Annotated in this window: 25 protein-coding genes; 17 read left to right on the top strand and 8 right to left on the bottom strand. The window is 57.5% G+C overall.

All coding sequences use genetic code 11. From position 1 onward, the window contains the following. Positions 1 to 5: 5 nt before the first annotated feature. From rplR to bfr, 13 genes are all read left to right on the top strand, one after another. Entirely contained in the window at positions 6 to 356 is a 351-nt protein-coding gene (rplR, locus tag ICA15_RS23725; RefSeq protein WP_003186037.1) for a 50S ribosomal protein L18, read from the top strand. Positions 357 to 359: 3 nt separating this feature from the next. After that, positions 360 to 860 carry a 30S ribosomal protein S5 gene (rpsE, locus tag ICA15_RS23730; RefSeq protein ID WP_003176409.1) on the top strand — a complete coding sequence of 167 codons (501 nt, stop codon included), beginning with the start codon at positions 360 to 362 and terminating at the stop codon, positions 858 to 860. A 2-nt stretch (positions 861 to 862) separates the two neighbouring features. Next, the gene (rpmD, locus tag ICA15_RS23735) at positions 863 to 1,039 is read left to right on the top strand and encodes a 50S ribosomal protein L30 (protein WP_003176408.1); all 177 of its coding nucleotides are present in this window, start codon (positions 863 to 865) and stop codon (positions 1,037 to 1,039) included. Between the two features lie 3 nt (positions 1,040 to 1,042). Next, positions 1,043 to 1,480 (top strand): 50S ribosomal protein L15, encoded by a 438-nt coding sequence (gene rplO / locus ICA15_RS23740; RefSeq protein ID WP_042561340.1) that lies wholly within the window; start codon positions 1,043 to 1,045, stop codon positions 1,478 to 1,480. Next, on the top strand, positions 1,481 to 2,809 hold the full coding sequence (gene secY, locus ICA15_RS23745; RefSeq protein ID WP_150595170.1) for a preprotein translocase subunit SecY: 1,329 nt from the start codon (positions 1,481 to 1,483) through the stop codon (positions 2,807 to 2,809). A 27-nt stretch (positions 2,810 to 2,836) separates the two neighbouring features. Next, the gene (rpmJ, locus tag ICA15_RS23750) at positions 2,837 to 2,953 is read left to right on the top strand and encodes a 50S ribosomal protein L36 (RefSeq protein ID WP_002555468.1); all 117 of its coding nucleotides are present in this window, start codon (positions 2,837 to 2,839) and stop codon (positions 2,951 to 2,953) included. 129 nt (positions 2,954 to 3,082) lie between these two features. Beyond that, a complete protein-coding gene (rpsM, locus tag ICA15_RS23755; protein ID WP_150595171.1) occupies positions 3,083 to 3,439 on the top strand; it encodes a 30S ribosomal protein S13 in 357 nt (118 codons plus the stop codon). Positions 3,440 to 3,469: 30 nt separating this feature from the next. Next, entirely contained in the window at positions 3,470 to 3,859 is a 390-nt protein-coding gene (gene rpsK / locus ICA15_RS23760) for a 30S ribosomal protein S11 (protein ID WP_002555466.1), read from the top strand. A gap of 18 nt (positions 3,860 to 3,877) precedes the next feature. Beyond that, complete coding sequence (gene rpsD, locus ICA15_RS23765; protein WP_003176404.1) at positions 3,878 to 4,498, top strand: 30S ribosomal protein S4; 621 nt, start codon at positions 3,878 to 3,880, stop codon at positions 4,496 to 4,498. Positions 4,499 to 4,520: 22 nt separating this feature from the next. Then, on the top strand, positions 4,521 to 5,522 hold the full coding sequence (locus ICA15_RS23770; protein ID WP_003186012.1) for a DNA-directed RNA polymerase subunit alpha: 1,002 nt from the start codon (positions 4,521 to 4,523) through the stop codon (positions 5,520 to 5,522). Between the two features lie 42 nt (positions 5,523 to 5,564). After that, positions 5,565 to 5,951, top strand: a complete 387-nt coding sequence (rplQ, locus tag ICA15_RS23775) for a 50S ribosomal protein L17 (protein WP_042561338.1) — start codon at positions 5,565 to 5,567, stop codon at positions 5,949 to 5,951. A 240-nt stretch (positions 5,952 to 6,191) separates the two neighbouring features. Next, positions 6,192 to 7,646 (top strand): catalase, encoded by a 1,455-nt coding sequence (locus tag ICA15_RS23780; RefSeq protein ID WP_210554811.1) that lies wholly within the window; start codon positions 6,192 to 6,194, stop codon positions 7,644 to 7,646. 149 nt (positions 7,647 to 7,795) lie between these two features. Further along, a complete protein-coding gene (gene bfr / locus ICA15_RS23785) occupies positions 7,796 to 8,263 on the top strand; it encodes a bacterioferritin (RefSeq protein WP_047303712.1) in 468 nt (155 codons plus the stop codon). Between the two features lie 64 nt (positions 8,264 to 8,327). Here bfr and uvrA read toward each other — a convergent pair whose 3' ends face one another. After that, a complete protein-coding gene (gene uvrA / locus ICA15_RS23790; protein ID WP_210554812.1) occupies positions 8,328 to 11,162 on the bottom strand; it encodes an excinuclease ABC subunit UvrA in 2,835 nt (944 codons plus the stop codon). Between the two features lie 191 nt (positions 11,163 to 11,353). On the opposite strand from uvrA, the gene ICA15_RS23795 reads away from it, so the two are divergent. From ICA15_RS23795 to ICA15_RS23805, 3 genes are all read left to right on the top strand, one after another. Continuing rightward, a complete protein-coding gene (locus ICA15_RS23795; protein WP_042561334.1) occupies positions 11,354 to 12,751 on the top strand; it encodes an MFS transporter in 1,398 nt (465 codons plus the stop codon). 9 nt (positions 12,752 to 12,760) lie between these two features. After that, on the top strand, positions 12,761 to 13,285 hold the full coding sequence (locus ICA15_RS23800) for a single-stranded DNA-binding protein (protein ID WP_042561333.1): 525 nt from the start codon (positions 12,761 to 12,763) through the stop codon (positions 13,283 to 13,285). 262 nt (positions 13,286 to 13,547) lie between these two features. Beyond that, positions 13,548 to 14,753, top strand: a complete 1,206-nt coding sequence (locus ICA15_RS23805) for an acyltransferase family protein (protein ID WP_210554813.1) — start codon at positions 13,548 to 13,550, stop codon at positions 14,751 to 14,753. 77 nt (positions 14,754 to 14,830) lie between these two features. Here the strand turns inward: ICA15_RS23805 and ICA15_RS23810 are convergent, their stop codons facing one another. The 7 genes from ICA15_RS23810 to ICA15_RS23840 form a co-directional block, all read right to left on the bottom strand. Continuing rightward, a complete protein-coding gene (locus tag ICA15_RS23810; RefSeq protein ID WP_210554814.1) occupies positions 14,831 to 15,988 on the bottom strand; it encodes a glutathionylspermidine synthase family protein in 1,158 nt (385 codons plus the stop codon). A 2-nt stretch (positions 15,989 to 15,990) separates the two neighbouring features. Continuing rightward, positions 15,991 to 16,686 carry a DUF1190 domain-containing protein gene (locus tag ICA15_RS23815; RefSeq protein WP_150602060.1) on the bottom strand — a complete coding sequence of 232 codons (696 nt, stop codon included), beginning with the start codon at positions 16,684 to 16,686 and terminating at the stop codon, positions 15,991 to 15,993. A gap of 17 nt (positions 16,687 to 16,703) precedes the next feature. Beyond that, positions 16,704 to 17,129 (bottom strand): DUF350 domain-containing protein, encoded by a 426-nt coding sequence (locus ICA15_RS23820; RefSeq protein ID WP_150595176.1) that lies wholly within the window; start codon positions 17,127 to 17,129, stop codon positions 16,704 to 16,706. Between the two features lie 15 nt (positions 17,130 to 17,144). Beyond that, positions 17,145 to 17,795, bottom strand: a complete 651-nt coding sequence (locus tag ICA15_RS23825) for a DUF2491 family protein (RefSeq protein WP_210554815.1) — start codon at positions 17,793 to 17,795, stop codon at positions 17,145 to 17,147. A gap of 201 nt (positions 17,796 to 17,996) precedes the next feature. After that, the gene (locus ICA15_RS23830; RefSeq protein WP_042561322.1) at positions 17,997 to 18,695 is read right to left on the bottom strand and encodes a PspA/IM30 family protein; all 699 of its coding nucleotides are present in this window, start codon (positions 18,693 to 18,695) and stop codon (positions 17,997 to 17,999) included. 17 nt (positions 18,696 to 18,712) lie between these two features. Beyond that, a complete protein-coding gene (locus tag ICA15_RS23835) occupies positions 18,713 to 19,294 on the bottom strand; it encodes a YjfI family protein (RefSeq protein WP_224450914.1) in 582 nt (193 codons plus the stop codon). 242 nt (positions 19,295 to 19,536) lie between these two features. After that, positions 19,537 to 20,091 (bottom strand): cysteine hydrolase family protein, encoded by a 555-nt coding sequence (locus ICA15_RS23840; protein ID WP_150602063.1) that lies wholly within the window; start codon positions 20,089 to 20,091, stop codon positions 19,537 to 19,539. 101 nt (positions 20,092 to 20,192) lie between these two features. Between ICA15_RS23840 and ICA15_RS23845 the strand changes: the two genes are divergently transcribed. Further along, a complete protein-coding gene (locus tag ICA15_RS23845) occupies positions 20,193 to 21,173 on the top strand; it encodes a GlxA family transcriptional regulator (protein WP_210554816.1) in 981 nt (326 codons plus the stop codon). Positions 21,174 to 21,225 lie beyond the last annotated feature (52 nt).

Genomic DNA, 21,225 nt, shown 5'->3' on the forward strand with positions numbered 1-21,225 from the left:
AGCAAATGACCGACAAAAAAGTTACTCGACTGCGTCGCGCTCGCAAAGCACGCCTGAAAATGCACGAACTCGAAGTCGTGCGTCTCTGCGTGTTCCGCTCGTCGCAGCACATCTACGCCCAGGTCATCTCGGCCGACGGCAACAAAGTCCTGGCAAGCGCCTCGACTTTGGATAAAGAACTGCGTGATGGTGCCACTGGCAACATCGACGCGGCCACAAAGGTTGGCCAGCTGGTCGCTACGCGTGCTAAGGCCGCTGGCGTCTCGCAAGTGGCTTTCGACCGCTCTGGCTTCAAGTATCACGGCCGCGTTAAAGCGCTGGCTGATGCTGCTCGTGAAGCTGGGCTGGAGTTCTAAGTTATGTCAAATAACGACCAAAAGCGCGACGAAGGCTACATTGAGAAGCTGGTTCAAGTTAACCGCGTAGCCAAAACCGTTAAAGGCGGCCGTATCTTCACTTTCACCGCGTTGACCGTGGTTGGTGATGGTAAAGGGCGTGTTGGCTTCGGCCGTGGCAAGTCACGTGAAGTGCCTGCTGCGATCCAGAAGGCAATGGAAGCTGCTCGCCGCAACATGATCCAAGTTGACCTGAACGGCACCACTCTGCAGTACGCAATGAAGTCCGCTCACGGCGCTTCGAAGGTGTACATGCAGCCTGCTTCTGAAGGTACCGGTATCATCGCTGGCGGCGCTATGCGTGCTGTCCTCGAAGTTGCTGGTGTGCAGAACGTTCTGGCCAAGTGCTACGGCTCGACTAACCCGGTAAACGTGGTTCACGCCACTTTCAAGGGTCTGAAAGCCATGCAATCTCCTGAGTCTATTGCCGCCAAGCGTGGCTTGACCGTCAAGGAGATCTTCTGATCATGGCTACCGTTAAAGTAACGCTGATCAAAAGCATGACCGGCCGCATCCCTAACCACAAATTGTGCGTTAAGGGTCTGGGTCTGCGTCGCATCGGTCACACTGTAGAAGTCCAGGATACTCCCGAGAATCGCGGGATGATCAACAAGGCTTACTACATGCTGCGTGTCGAGGGTTAATCGATGAAACTCAATGATCTGAGTCCAGCGCCGGGTTCCCGTCGTGAAAAGCATCGTCCGGGCCGTGGTATCGGTAGCGGTTTGGGTAAGACTGGTGGCCGTGGCCACAAAGGTCAGACCTCCCGCTCCGGTGGCACCATTGCTCCAGGCTTTGAAGGCGGTCAACAGCCGCTGCATCGTCGTCTGCCGAAGTTCGGTTTCGTTTCCCTGAAAGCTATGGATCGCGCAGAAGTGCGTCTGTCCGAACTGGCTAAAGTGGAAGGCGACATCGTCACTGTGCAGTCCCTGAAAGATGCCAACGTGATTAACGTCAACGTACAGCGTGTGAAAATCATGCTGTCCGGTGAAGTGACTCGCGCTGTCACTATCGGCAAGGGAATCGGCGCCACCAAAGGTGCGCGTTCGGCTATCGAAGCAGCTGGCGGCAAGTTCGAGGAATAAATGGCTAAGCAAGGTGCTCTCTCTGCGCTCGGCAAAGGCGGTATGTCTGAACTCTGGGCTCGTCTGCGTTTTCTGTTCCTGGCGATTATCGTCTACCGAATAGGCGCACACATCCCGGTTCCAGGTATTAACCCGGACCGACTCGCAGAACTGTTTCGACAGAATGAGGGGACCATTCTTAGCTTGTTCAACATGTTCTCCGGCGGCGCGCTGGAACGGATGAGCATCTTTGCACTGGGGATCATGCCGTACATTTCGGCATCGATCATCATGCAACTGATGACAGCCGTCAGCCCGCAGCTGGAACAGTTGAAGAAGGAAGGTGAAGCTGGGCGTCGCAAGATTGCTCAGTACACCCGCTACGGCACTGTCGTTCTCGCTCTCGTTCAGGCTATTGGCATGTCCATTGGTCTGGCAGGGCAGGGCGTATCGTTCACTGGTGACTTTGGCTTCCATTTCGTCGCGGTATCCACTTTTGTGGCTGGTGCGATGTTCATGATGTGGCTGGGTGAGCAGATTACTGAGCGTGGTGTTGGCAACGGTATCTCGATGTTGATTTTCGCAGGTATCGTCGCCGGTCTTCCGAGAGCGATCGGGCAGTCTTTCGAGTCTGCACGTCAGGGTGACATCAACATTTTTGCCCTGGTTGCGATCGGTTTGCTGGCAGTAGCGATTATCGGTTTTGTGGTGTTCATTGAGCGTGGTCAGCGTCGTATTGCTGTTCACTACGCCAAGCGTCAGCAGGGCCGTAAGGTCTTCGCTGCGCAGACTAGCCACTTGCCGCTGAAGGTGAACATGGCCGGTGTTATTCCGGCTATTTTCGCGAGCAGCATTTTGCTGTTCCCGGCTTCGTTGGGTACCTGGTTCGGTCAGTCTGAAGGTATGGGCTGGTTGCAGGACATCTCGCAGTCGATCGCTCCTGGTCAGCCGTTGAATATTCTGCTGTTTAGTGCAGGGATTATTTTCTTCTGCTTCTTCTATACGGCGTTGATGTTCAATCCGAAAGACGTAGCGGAAAACCTGAAGAAGTCCGGTGCCTTTATTCCGGGTATCCGTCCGGGCGAGCAGTCGGCGCGCTACATTGATGGCGTTCTGACCCGTTTGACCCTGTTCGGTGCTCTATATATGACGGCCGTATGTCTGTTGCCCCAGTTCCTGGTGGTTGCGGCAAACGTTCCGTTCTACCTTGGCGGGACCTCGTTGCTGATCGTGGTCGTGGTTGTGATGGACTTCATGTCCCAAGTACAATCGCACCTCGTTTCGCACCAGTACGAATCCCTGATGAAGAAAGCCAACCTGAAGGGTTACGGCAGCGGCATGTTGCGCTGAGTACCCATAAGGTTCGAGGAGTTGGTGATGAAAGTTCGTGCATCGGTGAAAAAGCTGTGCCGTAACTGCAAAATTATTCGCCGCGAAGGTGTTGTTCGAGTAATTTGCAGCGCGGAACCGCGTCACAAACAGCGCCAAGGCTGAGTGTGATCCGCTTGAAGCCCGGCAGCTAGTGCGCTGCCGGGTTGATTATTTGTTATTACAGCGATATTATCTCGCGCCCTATTTCTTGGCTTCCGGGGCGTAGGTAGCTGTCAATTGGAGTCCCACTGAATGGCCCGTATTGCAGGCGTTAACATTCCAGATAACAAGCACACTGTTATCTCGCTGACCTACATCTATGGTGTTGGTCGCACTACTGCGCAGAAAATTTGCGCAGAGACTGGGGTAAACCCAGCCGCAAAGATCAAAGATCTGAGCGACGAGCAGATTGAACAGTTGCGTGGCGAAGTGGCGAAGTTCACCACTGAAGGTGACCTGCGTCGCGAAGTCAACATGAAAATCAAGCGTTTGATGGATCTCGGTTGCTACCGCGGTCTGCGTCATCGTCGTGGTCTTCCAGTGCGCGGTCAGCGTACCAAGACTAACGCGCGTACCCGTAAAGGTCCGCGTAAGCCGATCCGCAAGTAATCGCCCACGCGAATCGACAGGAAATTAATCATGGCAAAACCTGCTGCTCGTCCTCGTAAAAAAGTTAAAAAGACAGTGGTTGATGGCATCGCCCACATCCATGCTTCTTTTAACAACACAATCGTGACCATCACCGACCGTCAAGGTAACGCGCTTTCTTGGGCTACCTCCGGTGGTTCGGGTTTCCGCGGTTCCCGCAAGTCCACCCCGTTTGCTGCTCAAGTAGCTGCTGAACGTGCTGGTCAAGCTGCGCTGGAATATGGCCTGAAAAACCTCGACGTTAACGTCAAAGGTCCAGGTCCAGGTCGTGAGTCTGCTGTCCGTGCATTGAACGGCTGTGGCTATAAGATCGCCAGCATCACCGACGTGACGCCAATCCCGCACAACGGGTGCCGTCCGCCGAAGAAGCGCCGCGTGTAATCCAGGAGATTGTAAAGAATGGCTCGTTACATTGGTCCAAAATGCAAACTCGCTCGTCGCGAAGGCACCGATCTCTTCCTGAAGAGCGGCGTGCGCGCGATCGAATCGAAGTGCAACATTGAAGCAGCACCTGGTATCCACGGCCAACGCCGCGGTCGCCAGTCCGACTACGGCACCCAACTGCGTGAAAAGCAGAAGGTCCGTCGTATCTACGGCGTTCTCGAGCGTCAGTTCAGCGGCTACTACAAAGAAGCTGCTGGCAAGAAAGGTGCAACCGGTGAAAACCTGCTGCAACTGCTCGAATGCCGTCTGGACAACGTTGTATACCGTATGGGCTTTGGTTCGACTCGTGCCGAATCCCGCCAGCTGGTATCGCACAAGTCGATCAGCGTTAACGGTCAGACCGTAAACGTTCCGTCGTATCAGGTTCGTGCTGGTGACGTGGTTGCAGTTCGCGAGAAAGCAAAAAACCAGCTTCGCATTGTCCAAGCTCTCGATCTGTGTGCCCAACGTGGCCGCGTAGAATGGGTAGAAGTAGACACTGAGAAGAAGTCGGGCGTTTTCAAGAACGTTCCTGCTCGCAGTGATCTGTCCGCCGACATCAACGAAAGCCTGATTGTCGAGCTCTACTCCAAGTAAGGGCTAGAAAATAGGTGCATCCATGCAGATTTCGGTAAATGAGTTCCTGACACCCCGCCATATTGATGTGCAGGTTGTCAGTCCAACCCGCGCCAAGATCACTCTCGAGCCTCTCGAGCGTGGTTTTGGCCACACCCTGGGCAACGCGCTGCGACGCATCCTGTTGTCCTCAATGCCCGGCTGCGCAGTAGTCGAGGCCGAGATTGACGGTGTGCTCCACGAGTACAGCGCCATCGAAGGTGTACAGGAAGACGTAATTGAAATCCTGTTGAACCTTAAAGGTCTGGCCATCAAGCTGCACGGTCGTGACGAAGTTACGCTGACCTTGTCGAAGAAGGGTTCGGGGGTGGTTACCGCTGCCGATATTCAGCTGGATCATGATGTCGAGATCGTTAATCCCGATCACGTAATCGCTAACCTGGCGTCTAACGGCGCCCTGAACATGAAGCTCACTGTAGCTCGTGGTCGTGGTTATGAACCAGCCGACTCGCGTCAGAGCGATGAAGACGAAAGCCGCAGCATCGGTCGCTTGCAGCTTGACTCTTCGTTCAGCCCGGTTCGCCGTATCGCATACGTGGTGGAAAACGCCCGTGTCGAGCAGCGTACTAACCTGGACAAGCTGGTTATTGATCTGGAAACCAACGGTACTCTGGATCCTGAAGAGGCTATTCGCCGCGCTGCAACCATTCTGCAACAGCAGTTGGCTGCGTTCGTCGACCTCAAAGGTGACAGTGAGCCAGTGGTTGTCGAGCAGGAAGACGAGATCGATCCGATCCTGCTTCGCCCGGTTGACGATCTGGAACTGACTGTACGTTCGGCTAACTGCCTTAAGGCGGAAAACATCTACTACATCGGTGACCTGATTCAGCGTACCGAAGTAGAGCTGTTGAAGACTCCGAACCTGGGCAAGAAATCCTTGACTGAAATCAAGGACGTTCTGGCCTCCCGCGGTCTGTCCCTCGGCATGCGCCTCGACAACTGGCCGCCTGCAAGTCTTAAGAAGGACGACAAGGCGACTGCCTGATCGTCGTAATCACCGAACGTAGTGTTTGGTAAGGAATGAACCATGCGTCATCGTAAAAGTGGTCGTCACCTGAGCCGCACCAGCTCGCACCGCAAGGCCATGTTCCAAAACATGGCGGTGTCGCTGTTCGAGCACGAGCTGATCAAAACTACACTGCCGAAAGCTAAAGAACTGCGTCGCGTTGCTGAGCCGCTGATCACTTTGGCCAAGACAGACAGCCTGGCTAACCGCCGTTTGGTTTTCGACCGTACTCGTTCGAAAGCTATCGTTGGTAAGCTCTTCAACGACCTGGGCAAGCGTTACGCTACCCGTGAGGGTGGCTACCTGCGCATCCTCAAGTGCGGCTTCCGCACTGGCGACAACGCGCCTATGGCGTACGTCGAGTTGGTTGATCGTGCTACCGGCGGTGAAGCTGTATCCGCTGAGTAAGACGTCAGTCTGAAACGAAGAACCGGGCCTAGTGCCCGGTTTTTTGTGTCTGCAAGAAAATGAGTGATTCGTACAAGCTTCTGACTCTGTTCCTTTGTCATCATGTGTGGGAAATGATCATTAGTAATTTTCTATCGATGCCCGCAAGGTAATGAATTTGTAGGTGTCACGTTGATGATCAATACTTCCCACCAAGCCGATTAGCCGGCAGTTTGAAGACTGAAAGAGGAAGAAGACCGTATGAGCCAGATTAAAACGCTTACGACCGCCAGTGGCGCTCCTGTCGCTGATAACCAGAATTCTCGCTCTGCCGGCCCTCGCGGCCCGCTGCTGCTCGACGATTTTCACTTGCTCGAGAAGCTCGCCCATTTCAACCGTGAAAACATTCCTGAGCGCCGCGTACATGCCAAGGGCTCGGGTGCTTACGGTACGTTCACTGTTACCCGCGATATCACCCAGTACACCAGCGCCAAGCTGTTCGAGTCTGTGGGCAAGCAAACCCCGACCTTTCTGCGATTCTCCACCGTCGGTGGCGAGCGTGGATCGGCTGATACCGAGCGCGATCCTCGTGGTTTCGCTTTGAGGTTTTACACCGAAGAAGGCAACTGGGACATCGTTGGCAACAACACGCCAGTGTTCTTCATTCGCGATCCCCTGAAGTTTCCAGACTTCATCCACACTCAAAAGCGTCTGCCACAAAGCAACCTGAAAAGTGCGCAAATGATGTGGGACTTCTGGTCGCACTCACCCGAAGCCCTGCACCAGGTCACGATCCTGTTCTCTGATCGCGGCATTCCTGACGGCTACCGTCACATGCATGGTTTCGGCAGCCACACTTATAGCCTGATCAGCGCGCAGGGCGAGCGTCACTGGGTGAAGTGGCACTACAAGACCAAGCAAGGGATCAAGAACCTGGCGCCGGCAGACGCTGCACGTCTGGCGGGCACCGATCCGGATTACGCCCAGCGTGACCTGTTCGAAGCGATCGAGCGTGGTGACTTCCCGAAATGGCGCGTGTGCATCCAGATCATGACCGAAGCTCAGGCTGCGGCGCATTTCGAGAACCCGTTCGATGTCACCAAAACCTGGTCGCAGAAAGAATTCCCGCTGATCGAAGTGGGTGAGCTGGAATTGAACCGCAACCCACTGAATTACTTTGCTGAAGTCGAGCAAGCCGCATTCGGCCCCAGCAACATGGTTCCAGGCGTCGGTCTCTCGCCTGACCGTATGCTGCAAGGTCGTGTGTTCGCTTACGCTGATGCCCATCGCTACCGTGTCGGCACCAACCACCAGCAATTGCCGGTGAATGCTCCGCGCAGTCCGGTGAATACTTATCAGCGCGATGGCTCGATGGCTTTTGGCAGCAACGGTGGTGCGGCACCTAATTACGAGCCGAACAGCTACATCGAGTCGCCAAAGCAAGCGCCGCATTATGCTGAGCCTGCGCTGGCCTTGAGCGGTGCGGCTGATCGTTACGATCACCGCGAAGACACCGACTACTACAGCCACGCCGGTGCACTGTTCCGCTTGATGGGTGACGAGCAAAAAGCGTTGTTAGTCAGCAACATCGCCGGGGCAATGAGCGGGGTTTCGCCTGACGTCGTCGACCGTCAGTTGCAGCACTTCTATAAAGCCGATCCGGCGTATGGAGACGCAATCGCAAAGCTGCTCAACGTACAGCTTAACGAAGTCTAAACGAGAAGCAGAACCGCCCTCATTTGGGCGGTTTTTGCGTTATTTAGGCCGCTTTTCTCAGAATATCTTCGCTTTTATTGCGTAGAAAGGGTGACCTTCCAGTCAGGTTGGTTCAAACTACAGCCTTTCAAGCAGGGAGATGTAGGGCGATGCAAGGCCACCCAGATGTTATCGATTACCTCAACACGTTGCTGACCGGCGAACTGGCCGCGCGTGACCAATATTTTGTGCATTCGCGGATGTATGAGGACTGGGGGTTCACCAAGCTCTACGAGCGAATCAACCACGAGATGGAAGAAGAGGCAGGTCACGCCGATGCGTTGATGCGCCGGATTCTGATGCTTGAAGGCACACCGCGTATGCGTCCGGATGATCTGGATGTCGGCACCACGGTACCGGAGATGCTCGAAGCGGATCTGCGTCTTGAGTACAAAGTCCGTGCTGCGCTGTGCAAAGGCATTGAGCTCTGCGAGCAACACAAGGACTACGTCAGTCGTGAGATCCTGCGGATCCAGCTGAACGACACCGAAGAAGATCACACCTACTGGCTGGAAAAGCAGTTGGGCCTGATCAAGCTGATCGGTCTCGAGAACTATCTGCAGTCTCATACTTCCTGATTGCAAAGATACAAAAAAGCCCCTGTCACTGATGAAGTGACAGGGGCTTTTTCATGCCCGGTGTTTAGGCACGATCTCGGATCAGCAACGGCTTGAGGTAGTAACCGGTGTGAGATTGCTTCATCTCGGCCACTTCCTCTGGCGTGCCGGTGGCGATGATCTGTCCACCCTTGGAACCGCCTTCAGGCCCGAGATCAACCAGCCAGTCAGCCGTCTTGATCACGTCCAGGTTGTGTTCGATCACCACCACGGTGTTGCCGTGATCGCGCAGGCGATGCAGCACGTCTAGCAATTGCTGGATATCCGCGAAGTGCAGGCCCGTGGTCGGCTCATCGAGGATGTACAGGGTCTTGCCGGTGTCGCGTTTGGATAGCTCGCGAGAGAGCTTGACCCGCTGCGCTTCACCGCCGGACAGCGTAGTCGCCGACTGCCCCAGCTTGATGTACGACAGCCCCACATCCATCAGCGTTTGCAGCTTGCGCGCCAGCGCCGGCACCGCATCGAAGAACACCCGGGCTTCCTCGATCGTCATCTCGAGGGTTTCGTGGATGTTCTTGCCCTTGTACTTGATCTCAAGGGTTTCGCGGTTGTAGCGCTTGCTCTTGCACACGTCGCACGGCACATAGATGTCCGGCAGGAAGTGCATTTCCACCTTGATCAGACCATCGCCTTGGCACGCTTCGCAGCGACCGCCCTTGACGTTGAACGAGAAACGCCCAGGCCCGTAACCACGCGAACGTGATTCCGGCACGCCGGCGAACAGTTCGCGGATTGGCGTGAACAGCCCGGTGTAAGTCGCCGGGTTGGAGCGCGGCGTACGACCGATCGGGCTCTGGTCGATATCGACGACTTTGTCGAGATTTTCCAGGCCTTTGATGCTGTCGTGTGCTGCGGCTTCCAGCGTGGTCGCGCCGTTGAGTGCCGTAGCGCTCAGTGGGAACAGCGTGTTGTTGATCAGCGTCGATTTGCCCGAACCGGATACGCCGGTCACGCAGGTCAGCAGGCCGATCGGGATTTCCAGATCGACATTGCGCAAGTTGTTACCGCGCGCGCCCTTGAGTGACAGGGTCAGCTTCTTGTTGCGTGGCGTGCGCTTGGCTGGCACTGCGATCTTCACCCTGCCAGACAAGTATTTGCCAGTCAGCGAGTCCGGGTGCGCCATGACTTCGGCGGGCGTACCTTCGGCGACGATATGGCCGCCATGCACGCCAGCGCCCGGGCCGATATCCACAACGTAGTCGGCCAAACGGATGGCGTCCTCGTCGTGCTCGACCACTATTACCGTGTTGCCGATATCGCGCAGATGTTTGAGTGTGCCGAGCAGTCGGTCGTTATCCCGCTGGTGCAAGCCAATCGACGGTTCGTCGAGGATGTACAACACGCCCACCAGACCAGCACCGATCTGACTGGCCAGACGAATCCGCTGGGCTTCACCGCCGGAAAGGGTGTCCGCGCTGCGGTCCAGCGACAGGTAGTCCAGCCCGACGTTAACCAGAAACTGCAGACGCTCGCGGATTTCCTTGAGGATCTTGTCGGCAATTTCGCCACGACGACCGGTCAGCTTCAGCGTGCCGAAATACTCGCAGGCATCGCCGATTGGCAGGTTGGTCACCGCCGGCAGAGTCTTCTCGCCGACCCAGACGTGCCGCGCCTCGCGACGCAGACGGGTGCCTCGGCAATCCGGGCAGGACTGGGTACTGAGGAACTTGGCCAGCTCTTCACGCACGCTCGCCGATTCGGTTTCGCGGTAACGTCGCTCCAGGTTCGGCACGATGCCTTCGAACGGGTGCGAACGTTTGACGATATCGCCACGGTCATTGAGGTATTTGAAGTCGACGTTCTGCGAGCCGCTGCCGTGCAGGATGAACTTCTGCTGATCGGCCGGCAGTTCGTTGAATGGCTTCTCCAGACTGAAACCATAGTGCGAGGCCAGCGAGCCGAGCATCTGGAAGTAATAGACGTTACGCCGGTCCCAGCCGCGGATCGCGCCTTCGGCCAGCGTCAGTTCGCCGTTGACCAGTCGCTTGATGTCAAAGAATTGCTTAACGCCCAGGCCGTCGCAGGTCGGGCAGGCGCCGGCCGGGTTGTTGAAGGAAAACAGCTTGGGTTCGAGTTCGCTGATTGCATGGCCGCAGATCGGGCAGGCAAAGCGTGCGGAGAAGATCATCTCTTCGCCTGGCTCGTCGTCCATCGGCGCCACGAGGGCGATACCGTCCGCGAGCTTTAGCGCGGTCTCGAAAGACTCGGCCAGACGCTGCTGCAGATCGGCGCGAACCTTGAAGCGGTCGACGATCACATCGATCGAGTGCTTCTTCTGTTTATCCAGTTTCGGCAGTTCGTCGAGTTCGCAGATTCGGCCATTGACCCGGGCGCGGACGAAACCTTGCGCACGCAGTTCTTCAAAAACCGACAGATGCTCGCCTTTACGCTCGCGAATCACCGGTGCCAGCAGCATCAGTTTGCTGCCCTCCGGCTGCGCCAGCACCAGATCGACCATCTGGCTGACGGTCTGCGCTTCAAGCGGAATATCGTGATCCGGGCAACGCGGCGTACCGACGCGCGCATAGAGCAGGCGCAGGTAGTCGTAGATTTCGGTGATGGTGCCGACCGTGGAGCGCGGGTTGTGCGAGGTCGACTTTTGTTCGATGGAGATTGCCGGCGACAGGCCTTCAATGGTGTCGACGTCAGGTTTTTCCATCATCGACAGGAACTGCCGGGCGTAGGCCGACAGGGATTCGACATAGCGGCGCTGACCTTCGGCGTACAGGGTGTCGAAGGCCAGGGACGACTTGCCGGATCCGGACAGGCCGGTGATGACGATCAGTTTGTCCCGTGGCAGGGTCAGGTCGATGTTCTTCAGGTTGTGGGTACGGGCCCCACGTATCAGGATCTTGTCCAAAGTGGCCTCGCTCGGCGGGCGTCGAAAACGTAGGAGTATACGGGCAAATACTGGATGGATGCACACTATCAAGCCAAGCGTTTTTTGCCTTGCATGAAGAGAGTTTCATCTATGCGTGGCAAAGCGTCGCGATATACCCCGTCTTTCGATGGGACTGGTAGAATCGCCGCCGGTTCACACGAGGTTTTTCCATGCACGATCCCCACAGCGAACGCATGAGTGGCAGCGAGACCCGCGCAGCGAGCGGTCTGGCCCTGGTGTTCGCCTTCCGTATGCTTGGCATGTTCATGGTGTTGCCGGTACTGGCGACCTACGGCATGGATCTGGCAGGAGCGACCCCGGCCCTGATTGGGTTGGCTATCGGCGCTTACGGCCTGACACAGGCGATTTTCCAGATTCCGTTCGGTTTCATTTCCGACCGCATCGGCCGTCGGCCAGTGATTTACCTGGGGCTGATCGTCTTCGCTCTCGGCAGTGTGCTGGCCTCTCAGGCTGACTCGATCTGGGGCGTGATCGCCGGGCGGATCCTGCAAGGCGCCGGGGCGATTTCCGCTGCGGTCATGGCGTTACTGTCTGACCTGACCCGTGAACAACACCGCACCAAAGCGATGGCAATGATCGGCATGACCATCGGCCTGTCGTTCGCCGTGGCCATGGTGGTCGGGCCGCTGCTGACCAGTGCCTTTGGCTTGTCCGGATTGTTTCTCGCCACTGGCGCGATGGCGCTGGTCGGAATCGTGATCGTCATGTTCATGGTGCCGAAATCCACCGGGCCGCTGCAGCACCGCGAATCGGGCGTAGCGCGGCAGGCGTTGCTGCCGACCCTCAAGCATCCGGATCTGTTGCGCCTGGATCTGGGCATCTTTGTGTTACATGCCATGTTGATGTCGAGCTTCGTCGCGCTGCCCTTGGCGCTGGTAGAAAAAGCCGGTTTGCCCAAGGAGCAGCACTGGTGGGTCTACCTGACGGCACTGCTGATTTCGTTCTTCGCCATGATCCCGTTCATCATCTATGGCGAGAAGAAACGCAAAATGAAACGAGTTTTGCTCGGCGCCGTCATGACGCTGATGCTGACTGAGCTATTCTTCTGGCAGTTCGGTGACAGCTTGCGGGCTCTGGTGATTGGCACGGTGGTGTTTTTCACCGCGTTCAATCTGCTGGAGGCTTCATTGCCGTCGCTGATCAGCAAGGTTTCACCGGCGGGCGGGAAGGGCACGGCCATGGGCGTGTATTCCACCAGCCAGTTCCTCGGTTCGGCACTCGGCGGGATACTCGGCGGCTGGTTGTTTCAGCATGGCGGTCTGTCGGTTGTGTTCCTTGGATGTGCCGGGCTGGCTGCCATATGGCTGGCCTTTGCTGTTACCATGCGCGAACCTCCCTACGTGACGAGCCTGCGCTTGCCGTTGTCGCCCGAGGCGATCCGCGAAGCGGGTCTGGTCGAGCGCCTCAAGGCCCTCGTAGGGGTAACCGATGCAGTGATAGTTGCTGATGAAGCGGCTGTTTACATCAAACTGGACAAAGAATTAGTGGATCGCGACACCCTCGAACGCCTGGTGAACAACCCGGCCGGGGCTGCTTGCGAAGCCTAGGAGAACGTTATGGCCCGTGGGGTTAACAAAGTCATATTGGTCGGCACTTGCGGCCAGGATCCCGAAGTTCGCTACCTGCCTAACGGTAACGCCGTGACCAACCTGAGTCTGGCAACCAGCGAACAGTGGACCGACAAGCAAACCGGTCAGAAGGTCGAGAAGACCGAATGGCACCGTGTTTCGATGTTCGGCAAGGTTGCAGAAATCGCTGGCGAATATCTGCGTAAAGGCTCGCAGGTTTACATCGAAGGCAAGCTGCAGACCCGTGAGTGGGAAAAAGACGGTATCAAGCGTTACACCACCGAAATCGTGGTCGACATGCAAGGCACCATGCAACTGCTTGGCGGCCGTCCACAACAGGGCGAGCAACAAGGCGGCGGCAACAACTATCAGCAGTCCGCTCCAGCGCCACGTCAGCAGGCTCCGCGCCCGCAGCAGTCGGCTCCGCAACAGCGTTCGGCCCCGGCTCCACAGCAAGCCGCGCCGCAACCGGCTCCGGATTTCGACAGCTTTGATGACGATATTCCGTTCTGATTCGTTTCCTGAATCGCTCCGGATTTAGTATCAGAACCCCCGCATTGCGGGGGTTTTGTCGTTTTGGCAGGGCTGAAAGTGGCGGACGCTCCATGAGGTGACCGAGCGGTCCCGGCGATCGCTGCGGTAAAGTTTTGTACTGAGTCTTGAAGGCAGGGCCAAGCCGATCCATGATCCGTCCCGGCGACTGGCGATCCAGTCGATTTTCTGCAAGAACAGGTCCCCCGGTGTAGGGGCTGTTCCATAACAACAAGAGAAACCCATGAGCAGTAGCAAGAACAAGGAAATCGAGTACCTGCGCGGCGTGGCGATCCTGATGACGGTGTTTGCCCATAGCTCCATGTTGCTGCCGTTTCATGCTGAGTTCATGCAGAAACTGTTCAACATTTATTCCCCTTGGTCGGGGGTGGATTTGTTTTTCTGTATTTCCGGTTACGTGGTCAGCAAGGCGTACCTGGACTATTTCGATAAAAACCGTGAGCAGAACCGGTTCGGCGTTGCCGCCACGTCGTTCTGGATCCGTCGCGCTTATCGTCTGCTGCCCACCGCGTGGCTGTGGGTGCTGATTCCGTTGGCGTTCTCGATCTTCTTCAACCAGTCCAATGCGTTTCAGTCGTGGTTCGAAAATCTGCGCAGCTTCACTGCAATCGCCACGTTCACGGGGAATCTGGCGAATCAGTACGGCGTGCTATTGGGGCCGAACTCGGTGTACTGGAGCTTGGCGCTGGAGGAGCAGTTTTATTTCATCTTCCCGCTGTTCCTGCTGCTTATCACCTCAACCCGTTGGCGGGTGATCGCACTGCTCGCGCTGATTGCCGTGCAGTTCCCGTTCAATCGCTATGCGTTTGGCGGGCCGCTGGCCGGCATGCTTTTCTCGTTCCGCGTGGACGCGATGATGTGGGGCATTCTGTTGTGCCTGTTTACGCGCACCTCGCTATACAAGGATATCGAGCCTGTGGCGCTGGGCGGCAGCCTGGCCAAACGGCTGGCGCTGACGCTGTTCCTGCTTTACATGCTCGGTGCCATTGCCGGTCAACTGATCGCCATGCCAATTGCGGTCGGCCTGATCGCATTAAATGCGTTGATTCTGGTCTGGCTCTCCAGTTACCAGAAGGGCTATATCTATTGCCCGGCGTTCTTGAGCGGGCTAGGACAATGGCTGGGGTCGCGCTCCTACGCCTTGTATGTCGTGCATATGTTTGCCTATCACTTGAGCACCGAAATCTGGAGTCGAGTGGCCAGCGAAAGGGGCGTTGAACTGGGGCCTGAGTTCACCGTAGAAATGTTGCTCACCTCGTTTGCGATCATGGTGGTCTGCAGCGAGCTGAACTACCGCTTTGTCGAAACGCCCCTACGCCGCCGCGGTGCGGAAATTGCGCAGCGCAGAATGGCCCGCGCCAGCACCACCGAAGTGACCAAGGAAACGCCTGCAGTACCGAATCCGGTACGCTCGACCGAATTTTCATAAGCCAGGCCATTAACAAAAAACCCGTAGCGCTTCCACGCTACGGGTTTTTTGTTGCTGACAATTTGCGCTTTAACGGCTCAGTCCAGAATCAGGTGCGGCAAGAACCGGCTCGAATCCTTGGTAATCAGACTGTTGTCCTCACGCACACCAATCCCGGCCGCTTGATCACCAATTACCCAGGAACCGATCAGCGTGTAGCTGTCGTCGAACTTCGGCAATGGCGCGAACTCCTGCAGGATGAACGGCGCATCGGTGTAAGGCCCGTCTTCTTTGACGATCAGACCGTCCGCGGTTTGCAGCTCGATGTTGGCGCCTTCCCGGGAAAAGTACGGCTTGCGCACCCAGCCCTTGGGCACGGCGCTGGCCGGATTCGGATCGAGATGTGCCGCGAGCAGATTCGGATGGCCCTCGTGCAACTCCCACAGCAACGGCAACGCGCCTTTGTTCGAGAGGATCGCTTTCCACGCCGGCTCGAAAAATTGCGTATCGCACGCGGCAATCGCCGCGCCGAACGGCTCGTGGAAGATGAACTCCCAGGCGTGCAACTTGAATAGGTGCGGGATCCAGCGATCCTGCAGGTCGACGAATCGGCCGTCGGCACTGAGGCCAATGTCCTCGATGTCGATGTGCCGTGATTCGATGCCGACTTTTTCCGCGATCAGGCGCAGGTAGTCCGTGGTGCCCTTGTCTTCAACCGAGTCTTTCATCGAGGCGAAGTAGAACGGCCGCTTGAGCTGCAATTCGGCGAAGGCTTGATGCAGTTTGGTGTCGATGCTGTTGAACTGGTCGGCATGGCTCGGCAGCGTGCCGCGCTCGATGCATTGCTCCAGCCAGCCCCACTGGAACGCCGCCGCTTCGTAGAGGCTGGTCGGCGTGTCGTAGTTGAGCTCCAGCAGTTTTGCCGGGCCGTTGCCGCTGTAGGAAAAGTCCATGCGTCCGTACAGATGCGGATGACCTTCCAGCCAGGACGTGCGGATCATGTCGTAGTACGCAGGCGGGATGCTCAACCGATCAAGCAACGCTTCGCTGCGCACCACGCGGTCGACCAGATCCATGCACATCTCGTGCAGTTCGGTGGTCGGGTCTTCCAGATCATTTTCGATCTGCGCGAGCGTGAACTGGTAGTACGCGCTTTCGTCCCAGTAGGGTTCGTCGTCGATGGTGTGGAACATGAAGCCGAGGCTCTCGGCTGTCTGTTTCCAGTCGGGGCGCTCGGCGCAGTGGATCTTTTTCATGGTCAGCTGCTCGAACGACCGGAGCTGCTACCCCAGCCACCCCAACCGCTGCGCGCGCTGGACTGGCTGCCGAAGCCGCCACGGGAAGTCGAGGAGGCGACGTTCACCGGTTTGCTTCTGGTGCTCTCGTAGTCCGGTTGGCTGCGCGGTGCCGATTCGATTTTGCGGTACTGCGTCGAAGTGTTGTAGGTCTGGCGTGTATCGCGGTCGCGGTAAACCGTGCGGTTGGAGTTGTTGCTCATCGCATTGCCGATCAGCCATCCGGTCAACATGCCATTGCCGCCGCCCCCGCCACCGGAGTAGTGCGAAGTGCTCTGGGTCGCGTTGCTGGATGTCGTGTCACCGGCCGGCATCTGCGCGTCGGCGATGGCATCGAGATTTTGCGCGGCTTCACCGGGCTGCGGCACTTTGAAGCCGCCGAGTTTCGGCACGAAGCGGCCGTCGGAATTTTTCTGACACCAGTCGGCGGCAAAATCCGCGTCGCACTTCGCTTTGTCGTCGTACGCCGGAGCGATGCGTCGGTGCTCGGTCAGAGCCGCAACGTAGGCATTGGAGCAAACATCAGCAGCGACTTCTGCATCGACGCACTGTTCCACGCTCTGGAAGTTGCGTGGCTGATCGACCGCCGCCGCTTCGCCGGAGATGGCGATGGCCACCGACGCCGCGAGGGACAGCTGAACGTATTTACTTCGTTTCATCTAGGGCTTCCTGCCGATCAGTTGGACGGTGTCATGCACGCAGCGTTGAGCATGCCGACGCTGATCGCGACGGCGGCGACATAGATGCCAGCGGCCACTTCACCGTTGGCGATGCGCTGGGAAGTACCTTTGAGCACCAGGGTCGTGCCAAGGAACGCCAGCAGTTGCACCACTGCGGCGATCACCGCCCAAACCACGAAGTCGACAACGTTGACCGAAAAGGCAATCACGTTACTGGCAGGAATGGCGAAACCGATGATTGCACCGGCCAGCGCGACGGCAGCGGCCGTGTTGCCGGAACGAATCAGCTCGAACTCTTTGTGCGGAGTGACGCGGGTGTAGACGAATTGAAACAGCATGAACAGCAGCACGGCGCCAATCAGGTAGACGATGAAACCGGTCAACGCGGTCTTGTTAAGGGATACGGCCAGCACTTCCAGCATGGAAAACTTCCTTATTTAAATGGTGCTCAGGTCAGTCGTGTACAACGAAATGCCCAGCGAGGTGCTCAGGCTGACGGTGCCTTCTTCATCCTGTTCGACGGAGAACAGCAAGAGTTCGCGGCGATCGGTCAGGCCGGTCTCGCGCGCGTAGAGCATCGAGTGGTGGTTGATGGTGTAGCTTTCGTCCGCATTGACCACGTGCTCGGTCATCGGCACCAGTTCGGTCTGGCCTTGTTCGGTGCCCCACTCGCGGGTGTATTCGACACCCTCGTGGGTGTAGGCCGGCAGGCCGATCAAGCTGTTGGGACCGGCCAGGCGCTGCAGTTCGGCATCGCTGTTGACCGTCACGTAACTGAGATAGTTGAAGAGCGTGACCGATTCGATCTGGTCATCGCCAGTGACGTGGATCTGCACCCAGAAATCCTCGTCATTCATGTAATAGCGGTGCAGTTTGTTGGACTGGCCGAGATCGACCCAGCCTGCGCTCCAGACTGCCTGATCGAAGGGCACGCGCACCGAGGTCGAACCGTCGAGCAACAACGACAGGGTCGAATCGAACCTGACACCCTTGCCTTGCGCCATGCCGAGTGGGCCACTGGCAACGGTTGGCGTTGGCGCAGCGGTCTGCCAGTTGCTGGTGCCCAGCAAATCTTTAAACCATCCCATGGGTACGTTCCTTGAAGCGGGTGGAGGTGTTCGTTGGCAAAAAAACGTCGCTAGTGTACCGGGCTGCGTGGTGAACGAGCAGGCAAAATGCAAATGTTGCGGATGCATAAAAACGTGTAGGAGCTGCCGCAGGCTGCGATCTTTTGATTTTGACAACAGATCAAAAGATCGCAGCCTTCGGCAGCTCCTACACGGTGCGTGTTACTGAGCGGATTTTTGCTTCAGGCGTTCGAGGATCGCATTGGCGCTGCCTTCGTTCGGCGTGATGCCGGCGTCGCGCAGTTTGCGATCCAGATCGTTGCCGGTCGCGGCATCAGCCAGTTCGTCCGCAGCGCTCAGTTCGGCAGCACGTTGCTGCTGTTTGGCTTGCAGGCGGTTCAAGGTGCCGACTGCGGTTTCCAGTTTGCCGTTGGCGCCGCCACTGGCGATGGACGCGCTGACCTGGGCTTTCTGCACGCTGTCACGGGCCTTGGCCATGTCCACTTGCTGGCGCAGGCTCTTGATCCGCGATTCGGCCTTGTTGATGTCTTTGCGCATGTTGGCGGCGTAGGTGCCGAACTCGTCGCTTTGTTTCTTCTCGACATCCAGGTCGTTGGTCAGGGTCGAAATCGCTTCGGCCACTTCCAGTGCCAGGTCTTCACGGCCGGCGTTCAGGGCCGAAACAGCTTTGGCTTCCAGATCCTTGATCTTGGCGTCGTACTCGCTCACGCGGTCGGCGGCCAGTTTGTGCTTGGCCATGATGGTGACCAGTTCACGACGGGCGTTCGACAGCGCGGTATCGGCGTCGCGGATTTCCTGGTCGAGGATACGCAGGGCCTGTTGGTCGACGATGCTTTCGCCGACTTCACTGGCGCCGCCGCGCAGTGCGGTGAACAACTTGCTCCAGATGGACTGAGTCATTGGATATTCCCTGTTGATTACTTGAAGAAGTGTTCGAAGGCTTCGCTCGCGCGCTGCACGTTGTCGACCAGGGTTTTCACCTCGGTAACGACGTTGGTCAGGCTCGAGTCGGCGCTCAGGGCGCCAAACATGTTGTAAACGGTCTGGCCGTTAGGCATCGACTCGATACCGATCGACGACAGCGGGAACATTTCCCGGCTGCGCAGCACGGCGTCGTTGAAGGCTTGGACGTCAGTGATCGAATCGATGTCCACCAGCACGGTGTCGACGATGATCTGCTGACCGGCCAGGGCGATGTGAATCGGCAGGCCGCCGAAATCGTTCATTTCCAGCTTGATGCTGGGTTCGGAGCTCTGGATCAGAGACAGCGTGATCTCTTGCGAAGCCACCTCGTCCAGTGCCTTGAGGGCGTTGAAGAGGCTATCGATGTTCCAGTTGTTGCCTGCGCTCATGTAATTCTCCGACATGATTGAGCCAGCCAGAATCGGTTGGCGTAGCTGTTGCTCCATCTGCTTGAGCAAGCTTCGGTTTTCGGGAAGCACCCAAGTTTCGTGTTTCACATAACCGGCGGCAGCCAGGCCCGCGCGCATCTGTTTCATATAGAAACTCGACGGTTTTTTCGCGGACGGTTTCGAGCGCTCTCCCTTGGGGCTTTCTGATGCAACGGCGGGGGAGCGGCTTTTCATGGCATTGACTCGGTTATGAATGTCTCACGCGTGAGCCACACTACAACCAATTCAAAGTGCCATCAATGACTCACGCGTGAGATTTTCATGACAGACGAAAAAAAGCCCGCTGCGAGGCGGGCCCTTGTGTTTACAAAATGTCGCGCTGCAGGGTTTTAGCGGTTGGCGTTGAGGAATTCGTCAGTGGACACCACGTTGGCGTACGCAAAACCCAGCGCCGACATAAACGCGGCGTGGACGTGCGCTGCCGGCACGGTGAGACCGTTGAACTCCAGATCACGGCTGGCGCAGGCGTCGTGGATTACCGTGACGCTGTAACCCATATCGGCTGCAGCCCGGGTGATGCCGTCGACGCACATGTGGCTCATGCTACCGACCACCACCAACTCCTTGATGCCTTGTTCATCCAGAATCGATTGCAGTTCGGTTTCGCGGAACGAGTTGACGAAATGCTTGAGCACCACGGGTTCGTCGGCGCGGTTGAGTACTTTTGGATGCAGCTTCGCGCCGTCGGAACCTGGCGTGAAAAACGGTGCCTCGGGTGAGGTGAATTCGTGGCGGATATGGATCACCGAATCCCCCGCATCGCGGAACGCTGCGATCAGTTGGACGGCGTTGTCGGCAGCGGCGTCGGCACCGACCAGCGGCCACTTGCCTTGGGGGAAGTAGTCGTTCTGGATATCGACTACGATGAGCGCTTGCTTGGCCATGGATGTGTCCTTGAGGTATTGGCTGGAAGTGGCTTCAGTATTGGCGCTGGCCGATGATTCGAGGATTGGCCGCACCGACAATAGACAGGGGAAAACTGACAATGGGCGCAGAAAGGGCCGCCGTGGCTGAATTGGGCGTGCTGATTTATCCCGGCGCGCAGATGGCGGCGGTGCATGGTTTGACTGATCTGTTCGCGGTGGCCAACCGGATCGCTGGCGAGCATCAGGCTGCGCAATTGCCGCTGTTGCGCGTCAGTCATTGGCAGGCCGAAAGCGATCGGCCACCGGCACGGGTTTACGACAGTCTTCCCGGCACAGAAAGCCATTTGCTGGCGGTGTTGATACCGCCCTCGATCGCTGGATTCTCTGCGGCGCACATGCCGGCCGGTCTGGCACCATGGCTGCGCGAGCAACACGCCCGTGGCGCGACGCTTGGCGGGGTTTGTGTGGGCTCGTTGATGCTCGCCGAAAGCGGTCTGCTCGACGGCCGCAGCGCCACGACCCACTGGACCTCGGCCAAGGCATTCGCCGAGCGTTATCCGAAGATCAAGCTCAAGGCTGACACACCGATTGTCGATGACGGCGACTTGATCACCACGGCCGGTTTGATGGCGTGGTCGGAGCTGGGGTTGCGTCTTGTCGATCGTCTGCTCGGGCCGAGTATCGCCACTGCCACGGCGCGGTTTCTGGTGATGGAGCACAGCGACAGCGCCAGCGAGTGCGGGAGTAATTTCGCGCCGATTCTCAGTCATGGCGATGCAGCGATTCTCAAGGTGCAGCACTGGTTGCAAGGCACCGGCGCGACAGATGTTTCGCTGACCACGATGGCCGAGCGGGCAGGGCTGGAGGAACGCACGTTTCTGCGTCGGTTTCGAGCGGCGACCGGGTTGAAGCCGACCGAGTATTGCCAGCACCTGCGGGTGGGCAAGGCGCGGGAGATGCTCGAGTTCACCAATGGCACGATCGACCATATTGCGTGGACGGTGGGGTATCAGGACCCGGGGGCATTCCGCGCGATTTTCAAGAAGATCACCGGGCTGGCGCCGAGTGAGTATCGGGGGCGGTTTGGTTTAGCCCGTTAATCAGAGACTGTCTCAATCCCTGTGGGAGCGGGCTTGCCCGCGATTCGGTCTT

Origin of the sequence: Pseudomonas sp. P116, assembly GCF_020149425.1 — a bacterium.
Taxonomy (GTDB): domain Bacteria; phylum Pseudomonadota; class Gammaproteobacteria; order Pseudomonadales; family Pseudomonadaceae; genus Aquipseudomonas; species Aquipseudomonas anatoliensis.

Coding starts and splice junctions, on each gene's coding strand:
- ICA15_RS23810 (WP_210554814.1), bottom strand. CDS start 15,988: ATGAAAAAGATCCACTGCGCCGAGCGCCCCGACTGGAAACAGACAGCC.
- ICA15_RS23800 (WP_042561333.1), top strand. CDS start 12,761: ATGGCCCGTGGGGTTAACAAAGTCATATTGGTCGGCACTTGCGGCCAG.
- ICA15_RS23780 (WP_210554811.1), top strand. CDS start 6,192: ATGAGCCAGATTAAAACGCTTACGACCGCCAGTGGCGCTCCTGTCGCT.
- ICA15_RS23820 (WP_150595176.1), bottom strand. CDS start 17,129: ATGCTGGAAGTGCTGGCCGTATCCCTTAACAAGACCGCGTTGACCGGT.
- rplO (WP_042561340.1), top strand. CDS start 1,043: ATGAAACTCAATGATCTGAGTCCAGCGCCGGGTTCCCGTCGTGAAAAG.
- ICA15_RS23830 (WP_042561322.1), bottom strand. CDS start 18,695: ATGACTCAGTCCATCTGGAGCAAGTTGTTCACCGCACTGCGCGGCGGC.
- ICA15_RS23845 (WP_210554816.1), top strand. CDS start 20,193: ATGGGCGCAGAAAGGGCCGCCGTGGCTGAATTGGGCGTGCTGATTTAT.
- rplR (WP_003186037.1), top strand. CDS start 6: ATGACCGACAAAAAAGTTACTCGACTGCGTCGCGCTCGCAAAGCACGC.
- ICA15_RS23825 (WP_210554815.1), bottom strand. CDS start 17,795: ATGGGATGGTTTAAAGATTTGCTGGGCACCAGCAACTGGCAGACCGCT.
- rpmJ (WP_002555468.1), top strand. CDS start 2,837: ATGAAAGTTCGTGCATCGGTGAAAAAGCTGTGCCGTAACTGCAAAATT.
- rpsK (WP_002555466.1), top strand. CDS start 3,470: ATGGCAAAACCTGCTGCTCGTCCTCGTAAAAAAGTTAAAAAGACAGTG.
- ICA15_RS23815 (WP_150602060.1), bottom strand. CDS start 16,686: ATGAAACGAAGTAAATACGTTCAGCTGTCCCTCGCGGCGTCGGTGGCC.
- secY (WP_150595170.1), top strand. CDS start 1,481: ATGGCTAAGCAAGGTGCTCTCTCTGCGCTCGGCAAAGGCGGTATGTCT.
- rpsD (WP_003176404.1), top strand. CDS start 3,878: ATGGCTCGTTACATTGGTCCAAAATGCAAACTCGCTCGTCGCGAAGGC.
- ICA15_RS23805 (WP_210554813.1), top strand. CDS start 13,548: ATGAGCAGTAGCAAGAACAAGGAAATCGAGTACCTGCGCGGCGTGGCG.
- rpsM (WP_150595171.1), top strand. CDS start 3,083: ATGGCCCGTATTGCAGGCGTTAACATTCCAGATAACAAGCACACTGTT.
- ICA15_RS23840 (WP_150602063.1), bottom strand. CDS start 20,091: ATGGCCAAGCAAGCGCTCATCGTAGTCGATATCCAGAACGACTACTTC.
- rpmD (WP_003176408.1), top strand. CDS start 863: ATGGCTACCGTTAAAGTAACGCTGATCAAAAGCATGACCGGCCGCATC.
- rpsE (WP_003176409.1), top strand. CDS start 360: ATGTCAAATAACGACCAAAAGCGCGACGAAGGCTACATTGAGAAGCTG.
- rplQ (WP_042561338.1), top strand. CDS start 5,565: ATGCGTCATCGTAAAAGTGGTCGTCACCTGAGCCGCACCAGCTCGCAC.
- ICA15_RS23795 (WP_042561334.1), top strand. CDS start 11,354: ATGCACGATCCCCACAGCGAACGCATGAGTGGCAGCGAGACCCGCGCA.
- bfr (WP_047303712.1), top strand. CDS start 7,796: ATGCAAGGCCACCCAGATGTTATCGATTACCTCAACACGTTGCTGACC.
- ICA15_RS23835 (WP_224450914.1), bottom strand. CDS start 19,294: ATGAAACAGATGCGCGCGGGCCTGGCTGCCGCCGGTTATGTGAAACAC.
- ICA15_RS23770 (WP_003186012.1), top strand. CDS start 4,521: ATGCAGATTTCGGTAAATGAGTTCCTGACACCCCGCCATATTGATGTG.